General features: G+C 66.4%; 12 protein-coding genes and 1 tRNA gene. 10 read left to right on the top strand and 3 right to left on the bottom strand.

Annotation, left to right across the window (positions count from 1 at the left end):
• Positions 1-119: 119 nt before the first annotated feature.
• A complete protein-coding gene (locus AC5Y4S_RS09140; protein WP_500033329.1) occupies positions 120-953 on the top strand; it encodes a hypothetical protein in 834 nt (277 codons plus the stop codon).
• Positions 954-978: 25 nt separating this feature from the next.
• On the opposite strand, the gene AC5Y4S_RS09135 is transcribed toward AC5Y4S_RS09140, so the two are convergent.
• Complete coding sequence (locus tag AC5Y4S_RS09135) at positions 979-2262, bottom strand: hypothetical protein (RefSeq protein WP_500032302.1); 1284 nt, start codon at positions 2260-2262, stop codon at positions 979-981.
• Between the two features lie 396 nt (positions 2263-2658).
• Between AC5Y4S_RS09135 and AC5Y4S_RS09130 the strand changes: the two genes are divergently transcribed.
• The 3 genes from AC5Y4S_RS09130 (at position 2659) to AC5Y4S_RS09120 (ending at position 4105) form a co-directional block, all read left to right on the top strand.
• Entirely contained in the window at positions 2659-2805 is a 147-nt protein-coding gene (locus AC5Y4S_RS09130; protein ID WP_500032301.1) for a hypothetical protein, read from the top strand.
• A 121-nt stretch (positions 2806-2926) separates the two neighbouring features.
• Positions 2927-3877, top strand: coding sequence for a tyrosine-type recombinase/integrase (locus tag AC5Y4S_RS09125; protein WP_500032300.1), 951 nt, complete (start codon positions 2927-2929; stop codon positions 3875-3877).
• A gap of 24 nt (positions 3878-3901) precedes the next feature.
• Entirely contained in the window at positions 3902-4105 is a 204-nt protein-coding gene (locus tag AC5Y4S_RS09120; protein WP_500032299.1) for a tyrosine-type recombinase/integrase, read from the top strand.
• Positions 4106-4150: 45 nt separating this feature from the next.
• On the opposite strand, the gene AC5Y4S_RS09115 is transcribed toward AC5Y4S_RS09120, so the two are convergent.
• Positions 4151-4224, bottom strand: a tRNA-Arg gene (locus tag AC5Y4S_RS09115).
• 186 nt (positions 4225-4410) lie between these two features.
• Here AC5Y4S_RS09115 and lipQ point away from each other — a divergent pair.
• The 6 genes from lipQ (at position 4411) to AC5Y4S_RS09085 (ending at position 13907) form a co-directional block, all read left to right on the top strand.
• A complete protein-coding gene (gene lipQ / locus AC5Y4S_RS09110; RefSeq protein ID WP_500032298.1) occupies positions 4411-5658 on the top strand; it encodes an esterase LipQ in 1248 nt (415 codons plus the stop codon).
• Between the two features lie 151 nt (positions 5659-5809).
• Entirely contained in the window at positions 5810-7279 is a 1470-nt protein-coding gene (locus AC5Y4S_RS09105) for a WS/DGAT/MGAT family O-acyltransferase (RefSeq protein WP_500032297.1), read from the top strand.
• Positions 7276-9051 (top strand): HAD-IB family hydrolase, encoded by a 1776-nt coding sequence (locus tag AC5Y4S_RS09100; RefSeq protein ID WP_500032296.1) that lies wholly within the window; start codon positions 7276-7278, stop codon positions 9049-9051. Before AC5Y4S_RS09105 ends, AC5Y4S_RS09100 begins: the two co-directional genes overlap by 4 nt.
• A complete protein-coding gene (locus AC5Y4S_RS09095) occupies positions 9048-11417 on the top strand; it encodes a glycerol-3-phosphate 1-O-acyltransferase (RefSeq protein WP_500032295.1) in 2370 nt (789 codons plus the stop codon). The genes AC5Y4S_RS09100 and AC5Y4S_RS09095 overlap by 4 nt, the downstream gene beginning before the upstream one ends.
• 26 nt (positions 11418-11443) lie before the next feature.
• On the top strand, positions 11444-13477 hold the full coding sequence (locus AC5Y4S_RS09090) for a bifunctional copper resistance protein CopD/cytochrome c oxidase assembly protein (RefSeq protein WP_500032294.1): 2034 nt from the start codon (positions 11444-11446) through the stop codon (positions 13475-13477).
• Positions 13478-13661: 184 nt separating this feature from the next.
• Complete coding sequence (locus AC5Y4S_RS09085) at positions 13662-13907, top strand: type II toxin-antitoxin system prevent-host-death family antitoxin (protein ID WP_500032293.1); 246 nt, start codon at positions 13662-13664, stop codon at positions 13905-13907.
• Here the strand turns inward: AC5Y4S_RS09085 and AC5Y4S_RS09080 are convergent.
• The gene (locus AC5Y4S_RS09080) at positions 13842-15374 is read right to left on the bottom strand and encodes an adenylate/guanylate cyclase domain-containing protein (protein WP_500032292.1); all 1533 of its coding nucleotides are present in this window, start codon (positions 15372-15374) and stop codon (positions 13842-13844) included. The two genes, AC5Y4S_RS09085 and AC5Y4S_RS09080, sit on opposite strands and share 66 nt — an antisense overlap.
• Positions 15375-15720: the final 346 nt, after the last annotated feature.

The following is a 15720-nucleotide window of genomic DNA, read 5'->3' as shown; positions in this document are numbered from 1 at the left end:
TGGCCGCGCCTGGCTGGCAGCCGGTGGGCACCGAAGCCGAGCCGTCAACTTTGACTTGGCCACCGCACGACAGGCGGAGCACAGTATGCCTGGACAGATGGGACTCGGTGAGGAGTGAGATGACCGACCCGAACAGCGCCGACATCGATCGCGACATTCGTAGCGAACTGGGGCGGGTGCTCGAAATCGGATTACTCGTGCAGCAGAAGCCCGATCACCACGCCGAGCCCAAAAGTGACCTCGCTGACGATGAAGCCCGCTTGCCTGACATCTGGGCGGCGACCGTAGCCCGCCGGGGGCTGCTCTACGCGGTCGAGAACGTCAAGGCCGCGTGCACCCTAGTGCTCAATTGGCAGTGGACAACCCCACAGTTCGCACTCCTGCGTGCCGCATACGAGTCGGCCGGCGCCACGGCATGGCTGCTTCAGCCGGATGATATCGACACCCGGCTCGCCCGGCTCATCTGGCAACACCGCGAGTCGTGGCGCTACTCGGAAAAAGCGTACGGCGGAACGCCGCTCGATGACGACGGTGAGCACCAGGAACGGCAGCAGTGGGCCACCGACACCGCGCAGAAACTAGGCATCGACCTGGCGACTGGGAGATCCGGCGGGTTCGAGAAGCTGATCGAATCGATCGACGAATTGCCCGGGCACCCCGAATCCTTGCTCACCGCGTGGCGGATCTGCTCCGGCGTCAGCCATACGAAGACGTGGGCGCTGACGATTGTGACCACCGAGGTGGACAGCAAGCCCGTGTACGAGCACGGAAGGATGAGCGCGCGTGTGCCGGCCATCGGTCTGTTTCTCAAAAACCTGGCTGTTGCACGGCGGGTGGTGCAGCACGCGTGGTGCCTATACCGGATACGCACCACAACGCGACCTCACGCGATGACGCTGAAAGTCTTGCCGCTCGACCGTCACGGGAACGTGGTGTCAGGCGACCACCTGTGAATCCCAGGCTTGCCTGGTTGTTCAGTTACAGGAGCGTGCGCTCCCGCAACCAGTCGTCGCGCCAGCGATGAAACTCAACGGCGAATGCCGAGCAACGTTCCAGCTCTGCGAGAACGTTCGCCCGTTGCTTCTTCGGGGCGTGCTGCTCGACTAACGACGGCCCGCATAGCACCGCCAACGTCTTCGGGTACGTCCTCCACCTGAGCACCAGGCGCTTGCTTACGAACGTGAGTAGCTCGGACGTCACCTCGCCCGAGTGCTTCGACTCCGGCTCCGACGGAGTGCGTCCGGAGTGGATGACGCTGTTGCGGACATCAACGATATGTTCCCGCCAGCGACCCACCGGACCGTCCCCGTCGACCTGCCAACTCCCGCCTAGACGGCCCGCATACAACGACTTGACCCGATGGGTGATCGAACTTGCGTTAGCCCACACCTGCGCGGCTTGGGCGGGTGTCTGGCCTTCTTCCCAGAGCATCGCGGCCAAGGCGCTGTCGAGCATCAGCTCGCACGTGATGGCGAGACTCAGTACCGACGCTCGGCGGTCGCCCGCAGAGTGCTCTGCATACGCGCGAGCAAAGTGATCGTTGATCAGCGCGCTGATACTGCCGCGAGTGAGTTGCACGAAAATCCTGCCAACCCCTGCCGGGTCGATTGACGGCACTGACGCCAGCCTTGCAGGCAGGTGATCCAGCAAGATAGCGGTCTGCGCCGGGTCGAAGCTGATCTGCCCGCCGCCTACCATCTCACCGAACGAGGCAGGCACGATCGGGTTCAGTGCCCGATAGTGCAGCTCGGGAATCGGGGCCCGGGAGAGTATCCGCGAAGATCGCACAGAGTCGGCGATCAGCCAGTGAGCAAGCGTCAGCGGATCCACCTTGCCGTCGTGCGGCGGGGTGAGGGCCGCGGCGCGGTTCTTGACCGGGATCAGGACAACCACAGCCGAGCGCTTGCGACCGTAGTCATCACTGGGCCGTGGAGCCGGCTGCGGCTCCCCGCCGGTGATGTGGGCTAGCGCAGCGGATGCAACCGTCGTGTCCTGGATGACAGGGTCAGTCTTTTCGGCCGCCACCGACCACACCGTCAAGCATCTGAGCGGCAGCTGCATCCACGCGTCGTCGAACTCGGCTGGCGCTACCCCGCGGATTCGCAAGTACTCGGCGTCGACGCCGATTGGTATGGCCTGGGGTTCCAGCGGAAGCAGGAACGGCAGCACGAACGAGAACGCGACAACCCCCTTGAACCGCCGGTGTGGGTTATCCCGATCCGCGTTAATCGATTGTTCCGGTGCAGCGGCGCCGTCGGTCACAATCGCAATCGTCGCACGGGTCGGCGACACCACCGGCTGTCTTCCGACGCTGCAGGACCGTACATAAAGATTGCGCAGGAATCCAGTCGGTGCGTGAACAGTGGGAAGCAGCGGCATCGACTAGCCGACAAGAAATTTGTGAACGGAATTGTGAACGAAACCGGGCGAAACCGCCGGGATCCGGCCGAATGATGCTCTGCGCGTGAGACCTTCAGTGCGCTCTGAGCCGCAGATTTGAGACTGATCGACCGCCTCGAACGACCGAGCGATGAGGTCATAACCCAGAGGTTTCGCGACCTGGACGACGGCCGAGGAAAATACCGGAAGTCGGTGACCCCGGCGAGTCTTACAGTTATGTGATCCAGCCTCGCTGCGGATTGAAGGGGAATAACCGCCATGGAGGAAATCGACGAGGACAAGTGGCTCACCCGCCAAGAACTCGCAGACCGGTACGGGCTGCCGGTCAAAACCCCAGCCGAATGGGCGACGAAAGGCACCGGGCCACGTTTCGCCAAAATCGGACGACACGTGCGACGTAATTGATTGGGAAAGAACGCGATTCAACGAGAACGAGCGCCCTTCGGCTTAACTACGATAGGTCCATGTTCGACATATCTGTGCGGCCGGTGGAGACGGCTGCAGCTGCCCTACTAGCCCAACGCTGATGGCTGGCAGGCCTTCGCTGCGGATCGGGCAGCACGGCAAGGTGAAACGCATCTATGTCGGCGGGGGAGTGTGGCTGGCGAGGTGTCGCTACCGCGACACCGACGGCGTGACGCGGATCGTCCAGCGCGTCGGCCCCGCAGACGAATTCGACAAATACGGAAAGCTCGCCGAGGACGCCCTGACCGAGGCCATCGCGGAACGGCGCCCGCCGAGCGGCCCGGACGCGATCGGGCTCGACACGCGAATCATGGCTTTGATCGAGCAACACATCACGCGCCTGGCCGAAGACGGCCGGTCGGTACGAACGCTAGACACCTACCGCTACGACGCAACCAAGCTCGCCAAGTTCATCGCCGGCGTGCGTGTCGGCGGAGCGACCCCGGCACGCATTGACGCCGCCCTCAGGTCGATGCGCAACGCTCACGGCCCCACGATGGCGCGCCGTGCGCGCACCCTCTTGCGGGGCGCGCTTCAACTCGCGGTGCTGAACAACGTCCTCGGCACCAATCCGGTGCGCGATGTGCAGTCGATCAGATCCAAGGCGGCTCCCAAAGGCGCCTCGGCGCTCACGGCCGACCAAGTACGGGATTTGCTGACGAAGGTGCGAGCATCCGAAGAATGCCAACGGCGCGACTTGGTCGACCCGATCACCCTGTTGCTCGCGACCGGCCCCCGCCGCTCCGAGCTCCTGGCGTTGCGGTGGAGCGATTTTGACGCCGATGCCGGCACCGTCGCCGTAACCGGCAAGGTGGTGCGCCAGAGCGGTGTCGGCCTGACGCGCATCGACGAGACCAAGACCGCCGCCGGGCGCCGGACCATTCCGTTGCCGTCGTTCGCCGTGATGGTTCTCAACGACCGCCGCAAGCGCCCGTTCATCGGCCAGCAGGAGACGATCTTTGCGTCCAGCAGCGGAACGCTTCGTGACCCGGAAAACTTCAACACCGCGTAGCGCATGGTGCGCGAGGGGCTTGGGATGCCGAACGTGACGTCGCACAGCTTCCGCAAGACCGTGGCAACGCTCATCGATGACGCGGGCCTTTCGGCGCGGATCGGTGGGGACCACCCCGGCCACGCCAGGGTGTCCATGACCCAGGACCGGTACATGTCCCGCGGGCGCGTCCACAACCAGGTCGCCGACCTGCTGGATCGCGCCGTCACGGACATAAACGATGAATAAACGATGACCGCCATTCTCAGAGGCCTCAAAATCACCTCTGACCAGTGCCCCCGGCACGACTCGAACGTGCGACCTAGGGATTAGAAGGCCCTTGCTCTATCCACCTGAGCTACGGAGGCAATGTGCAGGTCAGTCTATCGAACGCGACACGCCGAAAGACTGGCTGAACGCGACGCGCCCGAAAAGTCTTCCGCCGCCGCACTTATCGGTTATGGTGTGAAACCTCGACACACGCACAACACCGGTTGATCATCAGCCGTTAACCGCAACGAAGCGTGTGCATAGCCGTCGAGGGGTGCGTTGTTATGAGCGTGGCCTTGAACCTGACTTCGCGGTGCTCGGAGGCCGGCGCGCAGGCGCTGCGACTGGCGGCTGACGCCAGGGACACGTACCGCGCAGGTGCGCTGTTGCTGCGCGGCTCGCCGTTTGCGGTCGGCTGGTTTGCCGGCTGGCTCTCCGCCGAATTTCCCCCGCACGTGGTGACCGGGCACGCGTTGTCCCGGGTATCGCCGCCCGCCATCGGCCGTGTCGGTGCCTCGTGGGCCGCGCAAAAAGCCGACCAAGCCCTCACCGCGGCGTTGGTCGACTGCTTCGGGCCGGACTTTCGTGATCTTGTTCGCCACCCGGCCTATGTCCAGTCCGAGGGTGCGCCGCGCGGCGGGCTGCTGCGCAGGCCCGGGCCACACCGCCGGTACGCCGCGGAGACGTCCGACATCTCCTACGGTCCCGGCGGCAGCGAACACCTGCTGGACATCTGGCGGCGTCACGACCTGGCGCCCGGCCGGCGCGCACCGGTGCTGATTCAGGTCCCCGGCGGGGCGTGGTCGGTCAACGGCAAACGCCATCAGGCCTACACGCTGATGAGCCACATGGTCGAGCTCGGCTGGATCTGCGTCTCGATCAACTACAGCAAGAGCCCACGCTGCACATTTCCCACGCACCTCATCGACGTGAAGAGGGCGATCGCGTGGGTCCGCGAGAACATCGCCGACTACGGCGGTGATCCTGACTTCATCGCAATCACCGGTGGGTCGGCGGGCGGTCACCTGGCGTCGCTGGCCGCGCTCACCCCGAACAATCCGACGTTCCAGCCCGGCTTCGAGGACGCGGACACCACCGTCCAGGCCGTCGCGCCCTATTACGGCGTCTACGACTTCACCGACTTCGAGAACATGCACGAGATGATGCTGCCGTTCCTCGAGCACTTCGTACTCAAATCCCGCTACAGCGAGAACCCTGAGCGCTTCAGGGCGGCGTCGCCGATCACCTACGCGCACAGCGACGCTCCGCCGTTCTTCGTGCTGCACGGCGAGAAAGACGAACTGGTTCCCACCGGCCAGGCTCGGGTCTTCTGCGCGGCGCTACGGGATGCCGGGGCCGCCACGGTGGGCTACGCCGAACTCGCCAACGCGCACCACGCGTTCGACATCACCCCGACGGTGCGGTCGCGGTTGGCCGCCGGGGCCGTCGCCGACTTCCTGGGCATCGTCTACGGCGGCCGCGCCGGCTCGCTGGCGCGTTCGTTGCCGCTGTCGGCGACTTCGGCCAGCTGAGCAGGGGCCGCTTTGCTGCCTTGATGCCGACTGGATCGCGCCTTTCACCAGCGCGGCAAGCCGACTAGCGTGGGTTGGGCAATCCGGTTTGCGGGTCCCAGACAGGAGGCTTGGTCAGCGGTGACAACGTTGGCGCGTCGAGTTCGCGATCATGGCTGAGTCGGGCGACGAGATTCGATTGTCCGACGAGCTCGGGCCGGTGGACTATCTGATGCATCGGGGGGAGGCGAACCCCCGGACCCGGTCCGGGATCATGGCGCTCGAACTCCTCGACACCACACCGGACTGGGATCGGTTCCGGACCCGATTCGAAAACGCGTCCCGGCGGGTGCGCCGGTTGCGCCAGAAGGTCGTCGTACCGACGTTGCCGACGGCGTCACCGCGCTGGGTCGTCGATCCGGACTTCAACCTCGACTTCCACGTGCGACGGGTGCGGGTGTCCGGGTCAGGCACGCTGCGCGAGGTGTTCGACCTAGCCGAGGTGATCCTGCAATCGCCGATGGACATCTCGCGGCCGCTGTGGACCGCCACCCTGGTGGAGGGCCTGGCCGACGGCCGGGCGGCGACGCTGCTGCACGTCAGCCACGCGGTCACCGACGGTGTCGGCGGCGTCGAGATGTTCGCTGAAATATATGACCTCGAGCGCGAGCCGCCGGCCAGGCCGACGCCGCCGCAACCCGTTCCGCAGGACTTGACGCCCAATGACCTGATGCGCCAAGGCATCAACCGCCTGCCCCTGGCGATCGTCAACGGTGTCGTGGGCGCCGTGTCCGGGGCGGTGTCGGCGGCCGGCAAGGCGGTGCTGGACCCGGTTTCCACGGTCGGCGGAGTGGTCGGCTACGCCGTGTCGGGCATGCGGGTGATGAACCGCGCCGCCGAGCCGTCGCCGCTGCTGCGCCGCCGCAGCCTCGCCACCCGCACCGAAGCGATCGACATTCCGCTTTCCGACCTGCACCGGGCCGCGAAAGCCGGTGGGGGATCGATCAACGACGCCTACCTGGCCGGCCTGTCGGGCGCCCTGCGCCGCTACCATGTGGCGCTCGGCGTGCCCATCAGCACGCTGCCTATGGCGGTGCCGGTGAGCCTGCGTGCCGACGCCGACACGGCCGGCGGCAACCGCTTCACCGGCGTCAACCTGGCTGCGCCGCTGGGCACCGCCGATCCGGTCGCCCGGATGAAGAAGATCCGCGCCCAGATGACGCAGCGCCGCGACGAGCCCGCGATGAACATCATCGGCTCCATCGCCCCGGTGCTCAGCGTGCTGCCTACGCCGGTGCTGGAGGGGATCACCGGCTCGGTGATCGGCTCCGACGTGCAGGCCAGCAACGTCCCGGTCTATCCCGGCGACACGTACATCGCCGGCGCAAAGGTCTTGCGGCAGTACGGCATCGGCCCGCTGCCTGGGGTGGCGATGATGGTGGTGCTGATTTCCCGGGGCGGCTGGTGCACGATCACCGTGCGTTACGACCGGGCCTCGGTGCGAAACGAGCCGCTGTTCGCCCAGTGCCTGCTGGAGGGCTTCGACGAGATCCTGGCGCTGGCGGGTGATCCGGCGCCGCGCGCGGTGCCCGCCTCCTTCGCCGAGCCGGCCGTCTCCGCGCGATCGGTGGCGAGTTCATGAGCCCCTCGCAAGGGCAGGCCAAAAACGGTGGCGCGCAAAAGCAAACGGCGGGCGACATGCGGTTGCCCGGCTCGGTCGCCGAGATCATGGCCAGCCCGCCCGGGCCGAAGATCGGCGCGTTTTTCGACCTGGACGGCACGCTGGTCGCCGGGTTCACCGCCGTCATCCTGACCCAGGAGCGGTTGCTGCGCCGCGACATGGGGGTGGGCGAGCTGCTGAGCATGGTTCAGGCCGGCCTGAGCCACACCCTGGGGCGCATCGAGTTCGAAGACCTCATCGGCAAGGCCGCCGCGGCGCTGGCCGGGCGGCTGCTGGACGACCTGGAGGAAATCGGCGAGCGGCTCTTCGTGCAACGGATCGAGTCGCGGATCTACCCCGAGATGCGCGAGTTGGTGCGCGCGCACGTGGCCCGCGGCCACACCGTGGTGCTGAGCTCGTCGGCGCTGACCATTCAGGTCAACCCGGTGGCGCGCTTCCTCGGGATATCCAACATGCTCACCAACAAGTTCGAGACCAACGAGGACGGGATACTCACCGGCGGTGTGCAGAAGCCGATCCTGTGGGGGCCGGGCAAAGCCGCTGCCGTGCAACGGTTTGCCGCCGAGCACGGCATCGACCTGAAGGACAGCTACTTCTACGCCGACGGCGACGAGGACGTCGCCCTGATGTATCTGGTCGGCAATCCTCGGCCGACCAACCCCGAGGGAAAGATGGCCGCGGTGGCCAAGCGCCGCGGCTGGCCGATCCTGAGATTCGAGAGCCGGGGTCGGCTCGGTCTGCAGCGGCAGTTGCGAACGCTCGCCGGCTTCAGTTCGATGTTCCCGGTCGCCGCCGGCGCCGTCGGCATCGGAGTGCTGACCCGCAGCCGTCGGCGCGGCGTGAACTTCTTCACCTCCACCTTCTCCCAGTTGTCGCTGGCGATCGCCGGGGTGCAGCTCAACGTCATCGGCCAGGAGAACCTGACCGCGCAGCGTCCGGCGGTCTTTATCTTCAACCACCGCAACCAGGTTGACCCCGTCATCGCGGGCGCGCTGGTGCGCGACAACTGGGTCGGCGTCGGTAAGAAGGAACTGCAAAAAGACCCGATCATGGGAACGCTCGGCAAGCTGGTCGACACCGTGTTCATCGACCGGGACGATCCGGTCGCCGCGGTCGAGACGATGCACACGGTCGAGGACCGGGCCCGCAACGGGCTCTCCATCGTGATCGCGCCGGAGGGCACCCGGGTCGATACCACCGAAGTGGGGCCGTTCAAGAAGGGGCCCTTCCGCATCGCGATGGCGGTGGGAATCCCGATCGTCCCGATCGTCATCCGCAACGCCGAGATCGTCGCCGCGCGAAACTCCACCGTCATCAACCCCGGCACGGTCGACGTCGCGGTGTTCCCGCCAATTCCCGTCGACGACTGGACCGTGGAGACGCTGCCCGACCACATCGCCGAGGTGCGTCAGCTCTATCTGGACACGCTGGCCAACTGGCCCGTCGATGAACTGCCCGAGGTCGATCTGTACGCCGAGAAGAAGGCGGCGAAAAAGGCCCAGGCGCCGGCGAAGAAGGCGGCCGCCAAGAAGGCTGCCGCGAAAAAGGCGCCCGCCAAGAAGGCCGCCGCGAAAAAGGCTGTCGCGAAAAAGGCTGCGCCCAAGGCAAAGCCGGCGAAGGCGAACCCGAACGAGTCTCAGGTGGCGCTCAAAGACGGTGAGGCGCAACGGCCCAGCGGGCAGGGAACCGTCAGCGGGGAGTCGCCGGGTGCCGCGCCGAGAGGGCGGCAGTGACCAAACCGGCCGCGGATATCAGCGCCGTCGTCGCCGCACAAGACTCGCTGATATTGGCGTCCATGGCCTCTCCGGTTGAGCGGGAGCTGGTCATGGCGTGGGTGGGTCAGGAGCGTGCCGGCAACCCCGACGCGACGTTCGAGGTGTTGGCGCTGCCCGAAGAAAACGCGCCGCCCACGGCGCTACCCGCGCTGGTTGAGCGGCTCGAATCCGAATCCAACGACGACCGCTCGGTCGTTCCCGTGCGGGTGTTCTGGCTGCCGCCCGCCAATCGCGGTCGGATCGCCAAGCTCGCTGGGCTGCTCCCGGGCCAGGATCCCTACCACCCCAACCCACGTCAGCAGCGGCACATCATTCGCAATGACCCGCTACGCGCGCGGGTGGTGGCCGGCGAGCCGGCGAAGGTTTCCGAATTGCGCCAGCAGTGGCGCGACACCACCGTCGGCGAAGACAGACACGACTTCGCGCACTTCGTCACCCGTCGGGCCATCTTGGCGCTGGAACGCGCCGAATACCGGATCCTGGGGCCGCAGTACAAGTCGCCGCGCCTGGTCAAGCCAGAGATCTTGGCCTCCACGCGTTTTCGTGCCGGCCTGAAAAAGATCCCGGGGGCCACCGTCGAGGAAGCCGGCAAGATGCTCGACGAACTGTCCACCGGGTGGAGCCGGGTGTCCGTCGACCTGGTCGGCGTCCTGGGCAGGGCGCTCAGCCGCGGATTCGACCCCCAGATCGACTATGACGAGTACCAGGTGGCCGCCATGCGCACCGCGCTGGAAACCCATCCCGCCGTGTTGCTGTTTTCGCACCGGTCCTACATCGACGGCGCGGTGGTGCCGGTGGCGATGCAGGAGAACCGGTTACCGCCGGTGCACGTGTTCGCCGGCATCAACCTGTCCTTCGGGGTGATGGGTCCGCTGCTGCGCCGTGCCGGGACGATCTTCATCCGCCGCAACATCGGCGACGACCCGCTCTACAAGTACGTCCTGCGCGAATACGTCGGCTACATCGTCGAGAAGCGGTTCAACCTGAGCTGGTCGATCGAGGGCACCCGCTCGCGCACCGGAAAGATGTTGCCGCCCAAGCTCGGTCTGCTCTCGTACGTCGCCGACGCGTACCTGGACGGCCGCAGCGAAGACATCCTGTTGCAGCCGGTGTCGATCGGCTTCGACCAGCTGCACGAAACCGCCGAGTACGCCGCCTACGCCCGCGGCGGCGAGAAGACACCGGAGGGCGTCGTCTGGCTCTACAACTTCATCAAGGCGCAGGGCGAGCGCAACTACGGCAAGATCTACGTGCGCTTCCCCGAAGCGGTCTCGATGCGGCAGTACCTCGGTCCGCCGCACGGGGCACGGGCGCTGGATGAGGACGCCAAAAGGCTTGCGCTGCAGAAGATGTCTTTCCAGGTTGCGTGGCGGATCCTGCAGGCGACCCCGGTGACGGCGACGGGCTTGGTGTGCGCGCTGCTGCTGACCACCCGCGGCGCGGCGTTGACGCTCGGCCAACTGCACCACACCCTGCAGGACTCGCTGGATTATCTGGAGCGCAAGCAGACCCCGATGTCCACGAGCGCCCTGCGGCTGCGCCGGCGCGACGGAGTGCTCGCCGCGGTCGACACGCTGTCCAACGGACACCCGATCACCCGCGTCGACGGCGGCAGGGAACCGGTGTGGCGCATCGCACCCGAGCAGCAACACGCCGCCGCGTTCTACCGAAACTCGTTGATCCACGCCTTTTTAGAGACCTCGATCGTCGAGCTGGCGCTGGCGCACGCGCGGCGCGTCACCGATCCTGATGGCGACCGCGTCGCCGCGTTCTGGGCGCAGGCGATGCGGTTGCGGGATCTGCTGAAGTTCGATTTCTATTTCGCCGACTCGGCGGCGTTCCGGGACCACATCGCCGAAGAGATGGCGTGGCACGACGACTGGGAAGCGCACGTCACCGCCGGCGGCGACGAAATCCGCGCGATGCTGTTCGCCAAGCGTCCGTTGATGGCGGAAGCCATGTTGCGGGTGTTCTTCGAGGCGTACGAGATCGTCGCCGACGTGTTGCGCGACGCGCCGCCCGACGTCGGGCCCAAGGAGCTGAGCGAGTCGGCGCTCGGGGTGGGCCGGCAATATGTGGCGCAGACCAGGGTCCGCAGCAGCGAATCGGTATCGACGCTGCTGTTCGCCACCGCGTATCAGGTCGTCGTCGACCAGGATCTGGTCGCGCCGGCCCCCGACCTCGCCGAAAGGCGGACCGCTTTCCGCCAAGAGCTGCGCGACATCCTCGAGGATTCCGAGTACGTCGGCCGGATCGCCCGCGAGCAGTTCATCGCCCGCGAGGCTCGCGCGCGACGGGAGCGGCTGGACGGCCAAGCTCGGTAGTTGGCCGCGCCCAATACGCTGGGTGCATGAGCGTTGACCGGCCGGTGGCCACCCGCGCGGCGCGGGTGTGGCCGGTGTTGATCGGCGTCGCGGTGCTTGCGGGCTGCACGGCCGCGGGAATCGGGGCGCTCTCGTTGGCCGGCGCGCTGACCGCCACGGGATTGCCCGACCCCGGCCCGGCGACCACGCTGGGGCTGCCATTCGTCCGCGCGGTGGGGGAGATCGCCGCGGTGCTGGCCGTCGGGTCGTTCCTGTTCGCGGCGTTTCTGGTGCCGCCCCAGGGCAGCGGCGTCCTCGATGTCGGTGGCTATCGCGCGCTTCGCCTCGGGACTGTCGCGTCGGGGGTTTGGGCGGTGTGCGCCGCCCTGCTCGTCCCGCTGACCATCTCCGACGTGTCCGGTCACCGCGTAGCCGACCTCAACCCGGGCACTATCTGGTCGCTGGCCGGCTTGGTCAACACCGCCTCGGCCTGGCGCTGGACCGCGATCCTGGCCGCGGTCGTCACCCTGGCGAGCCTGTCGGTGCTGCGCTGGTCGTGGACGCCGCTGCTGCTGGCCGGATCGCTGGTGACGCTGGTTCCGCTCGGGCTGACCGGTCATTCGTCGGCCGGCGGTTCGCACGACTTTGCCACCAACAGCCTGCTGATCCACCTCGTCGCCGCCTGTGTGTGGGCCGGCGGACTGCTCGCCCTGCTCGCCCACGGGCTGCGCGACGGTGACCACCTGGGCCTGGCGGCACGCCGGTTCTCGACACTCGCGCTGTGGTGCTGGGTGGCGATGGCGCTCAGCGGAGTGGTCAACGCCCTGGTGCGGGTGCTGCCGTCCGACCTGTTGACGACCGGGTACGGGCGGCTGGTCGTCGCCAAATTCGTCGCACTGTGCGCGCTGGGCGCACTCGGCTGGCGCCAGCGGCGCTCGGGAGTGGTTGCGCTGCAAGGAAATTCGAGTCGGTCCCAAGCGCGCCGACTCCTGATCAAGCTCGCCCTGATCGAGGCCGCGGTGTTCGGCCTGACGTTCGGCATCGCCGTCGGGCTGGGTCGCACCGCGCCGCCACCGCCCCCGGCCCGGCTGCCCACCATCCCGGAAGCCGAGATCGGCTACGACTTCGACGGACCACCCACCGCGGCGCGCATCCTGCTCGACTGGCGCTTCGACCTCATCTTCGGCACCGCCGCGATCGTGTTCGCCGCGCTGTACGTGGCCGCCGTGCTGAGGTTGCGCCGCCGCGGCGATCACTGGCCGCCGGGGCGGACCGTGTCCTGGCTGCTGGGCTGCCTGACCTTGCTGTTCGTGACCTCGTCGGGCGTCGGTCGCTACATGCCGGCGATGTTCAGCATGCACATGGTCGCGCACATGGGCCTGTCGATGCTGGTCCCGATCTTGCTCGTGTTGGGCGCCCCGGTCACCCTGGCGTTGCGGGCGCTGCCCGCCGCCGGGCGCGACGGCCCGCCCGGCCTGCGCGAGTGGCTGCTGGCCGCGCTGCACAGCCACGTGTCGCGGTTCCTCACCAACCCCGTGGTCGCGACGGTGCTGTTCGTCGCCGGTTTCTACGGGCTGTATCTGTCGAACCTTTTCGACACCACGGTGAGCAGTCACGCGGGGCACCTGGCGATGAACGTCCACTTCCTGCTCAGCGGCTACCTGTTTTATTGGGTCGTCATCGGGGTGGACCCGACGCCGCGTCCCATCCCGCCGCTGGCCAAGGTCGGCGTGGTGTTCGCATCCCTGCCGCTGCACGCGTTCTTCGGGGTGGTGCTGATGGGCTGGCGGAAGGTGCTCGGCGCCGACTACTACCGCTCACTCGGCCTGAGCTGGCACACCGATTTGCTGGGAGACCAACGATTGGGCGGTGGAATCGCCTGGGCCGCAGGCGAAGTACCGCTGGTGATCGTCATGATCGCGCTGCTCGTGCAGTGGGCGCGCAGCGACAGGCGCACCGCCCGGCGCCTGGACCGCGCGGCCGACATGGACGACGACGCCGACCTGGCCGCCTACAACGCGATGCTGGCCGAGCTGGCGCGGGGGGAAACGCCCGGGCGTAGTGGGAGTCCGCGAGCGTAACCACACTGCGAAATACCGGGCAAATTTTCGCAGGGACGTTACGCTCGCGGGGCCTCGCCGCGATCGCGTGGCATCCGCCCCGCCTAGGTGTAGCGGTACCGGGTGCCTGGCGGCTCTGCAGGTCATCGCGACGACGCGGTAGACGAGGCGATGCTCCTGGGTAATCCGCCGAGACCAAGCGCCGGTGGCGATCACAGCGAGCGAGGCGCGTAAGAACCTCTTTCGTCTGATTGAAAAGGTGAACGCCGACCGGATGCCGGTCGAGATCACGTCGGAACAGGTACGCCGTCTCCTGCCACGCTTCCCAGTCGTCCGCGGACATCAGCATGGCGCGACCTGCCCGACAGTTGTTGACCCCGTTCCCTTAGTCGGTGAAGTCAACTCGCGGGTCATGGCCTCGGTCGAGAGCGAAGACTTGCACAGCGGCTGACTTTCCTTTCAGGGCATGGAAGCCACGGTCGATGAGCCCGGGCGGTCGAGACTCCAATGCGTCGACGCATTGCTGGGTGAGAAGAATTGCGTCTCCAGTGGTTTTTGTGAGCTGTTCGACGCGGGCAGCGACGTTGACGGTGTCACCGATCAGGGTGAACTCGAGCTTGCCGCCGCCGCCAATAGTGCCAGCGATCACCGCGCCGGTGTTGATCCCGATGCCGATCTCCAGGGTCCCGCCGAATCGCTCAGCGACAAGACGGTGAATCAGGACAGCGGCGCTCACGGCGGCGTCGGCGTGATCTGCGAGGTCATTGGGGGCGGCGAAGACCGCCAGAGCCCCATCACCGAGGAACTTGTTGACATGCCCCCCTGCGTCCATGACAGCCGGCACCATGATCTCGAACAGCGCGTTGAGGCGAGAGACAGCGTTTTCGGGGGTGTTCGCCTCGGCGAACGGGGTGAAGTCGCGAACGTCAACGAACATCACTGTCACCTCGCGCCGCTCGCCGGTGAACACGTCGTCACCCTGTTCGAGCAGCCGCGCCGCAAGGGCGGGGCCAACGTAGGTGCCAAATGCGGCCTGAAGGCGTTGCCGCTCAGCCAAACCGGCCTGCATGCGGTTGAACGATGCCGCCAGCGCACCGAGGTCGTCATCCTGCACCACCGGCACCCGTTGGCGGTAGTCGCCGGCCGCGACACGTTTGGTTGCTTCGGTGAGCTCACGAATGGGTCGCAAGGACGGTGAGAAGGAGGCGCCGACGGTCATCGGCACCCCGAAGACAAGGGTTAGCGCGCATCCGATCACCACGGATGCTACGGGGACCTCACTAACCCGATTGAATACAGCCGCCACCATCGCCCCCCCAACCGTGAAGACGAACGCGACCGCGACCACAAGCATGTCCGACCAAACGGCGAACGTCGGGCGGGAGCGCGGCAGCGAATCACCGATGCTCATGTCACCGGCGATGGCGATCCTGGCAGGTCGTAGTGCGGCTTCCGCGAAGCTGTGCACGGCTATCACCTGTATGCCCGCGCCGTAGGCGGCGCCGAGAATTCCGTATTGGACCAACCGTGACCATGTCGCCCCCACAGCCGCACCGACAACAACCAATATCACCGTTAGCGCAACGGCATTGCTCACCAAGGCTCGGGCAACCGTCCGCCGAGCCCAGGTATACGTGGCCTCCAGTGCCTTCGCTCGATCGACCTCAACGCCCGCTGCGCACTGCTCCGCAAGGCGGATGTCTCCAAGGCCGGGAAGTAACGTCACATACACCGGCAGCAGCAGGCCGACAGCCGTGATGGCCGCCGCTTCGAGGTAGCGATCCGACTTCTCTAACGCAACAACGACAAACGACGGAACAAGGTAGACCGGCAGCAAGAATTGGAAGACGATCGCCCAAAGCGCCCATGAGTACCGCGACCCATACCTGTCCCACACAAACTGCCACAAGCGACCCATGCCAGCGAGATTAAACGTCCGCCAAGTTAACGACTTCAGTAAACCTGGAAGTGTTGACGATTCCGCGGACAGCGCCAAAGACGATCTGAGATGTGCGCGCAGATGTTGGGTGCGGTGGGCGGAACCTATCGCTGCTTTCAATCTCAGGAAACGACACAACATTTCGGACGCCCGGCTCGGTCAAGTGATCCCAGCCAAGCAGCCTGGTAGTTGGTCTTGAAATCCCCAATCCGGACAAAACGGGGAACTATCCACAGTCACGGTTTTTTTCACACGGGCAGCGGGTGCGAGCGGTATTGCGCCGGGTCCGTCGGTAGTGCCGGGGTCAATGGTCACCACAGAGCGA

The sequence above is a fragment of the Mycobacterium sp. NGS64 genome (genome assembly GCF_059812245.1).
Note: the sequence above shows the minus strand (reverse complement) of the source record. Positions and strands in the feature narration are given on the sequence as shown.

What these genes read in the sequence shown, in the direction of transcription:
- AC5Y4S_RS09140 (WP_500033329.1), top strand. Translation starts at nt 120, where the DNA reads ATGACCGACCCGAACAGCGCCGACATCGATCGCGACATTCGTAGCGAA.
- AC5Y4S_RS09130 (WP_500032301.1), top strand. Translation starts at nt 2,659, where the DNA reads ATGGAGGAAATCGACGAGGACAAGTGGCTCACCCGCCAAGAACTCGCA.
- AC5Y4S_RS09125 (WP_500032300.1), top strand. Translation starts at nt 2,927, where the DNA reads ATGGCTGGCAGGCCTTCGCTGCGGATCGGGCAGCACGGCAAGGTGAAA.
- AC5Y4S_RS09120 (WP_500032299.1), top strand. Translation starts at nt 3,902, where the DNA reads ATGCCGAACGTGACGTCGCACAGCTTCCGCAAGACCGTGGCAACGCTC.
- lipQ (WP_500032298.1), top strand. Translation starts at nt 4,411, where the DNA reads ATGAGCGTGGCCTTGAACCTGACTTCGCGGTGCTCGGAGGCCGGCGCG.
- AC5Y4S_RS09105 (WP_500032297.1), top strand. Translation starts at nt 5,810, where the DNA reads ATGGCTGAGTCGGGCGACGAGATTCGATTGTCCGACGAGCTCGGGCCG.
- AC5Y4S_RS09100 (WP_500032296.1), top strand. Translation starts at nt 7,276, where the DNA reads ATGAGCCCCTCGCAAGGGCAGGCCAAAAACGGTGGCGCGCAAAAGCAA.
- AC5Y4S_RS09090 (WP_500032294.1), top strand. Translation starts at nt 11,444, where the DNA reads ATGAGCGTTGACCGGCCGGTGGCCACCCGCGCGGCGCGGGTGTGGCCG.
- AC5Y4S_RS09080 (WP_500032292.1), bottom strand. Translation starts at nt 15,374, where the DNA reads ATGGGTCGCTTGTGGCAGTTTGTGTGGGACAGGTATGGGTCGCGGTAC.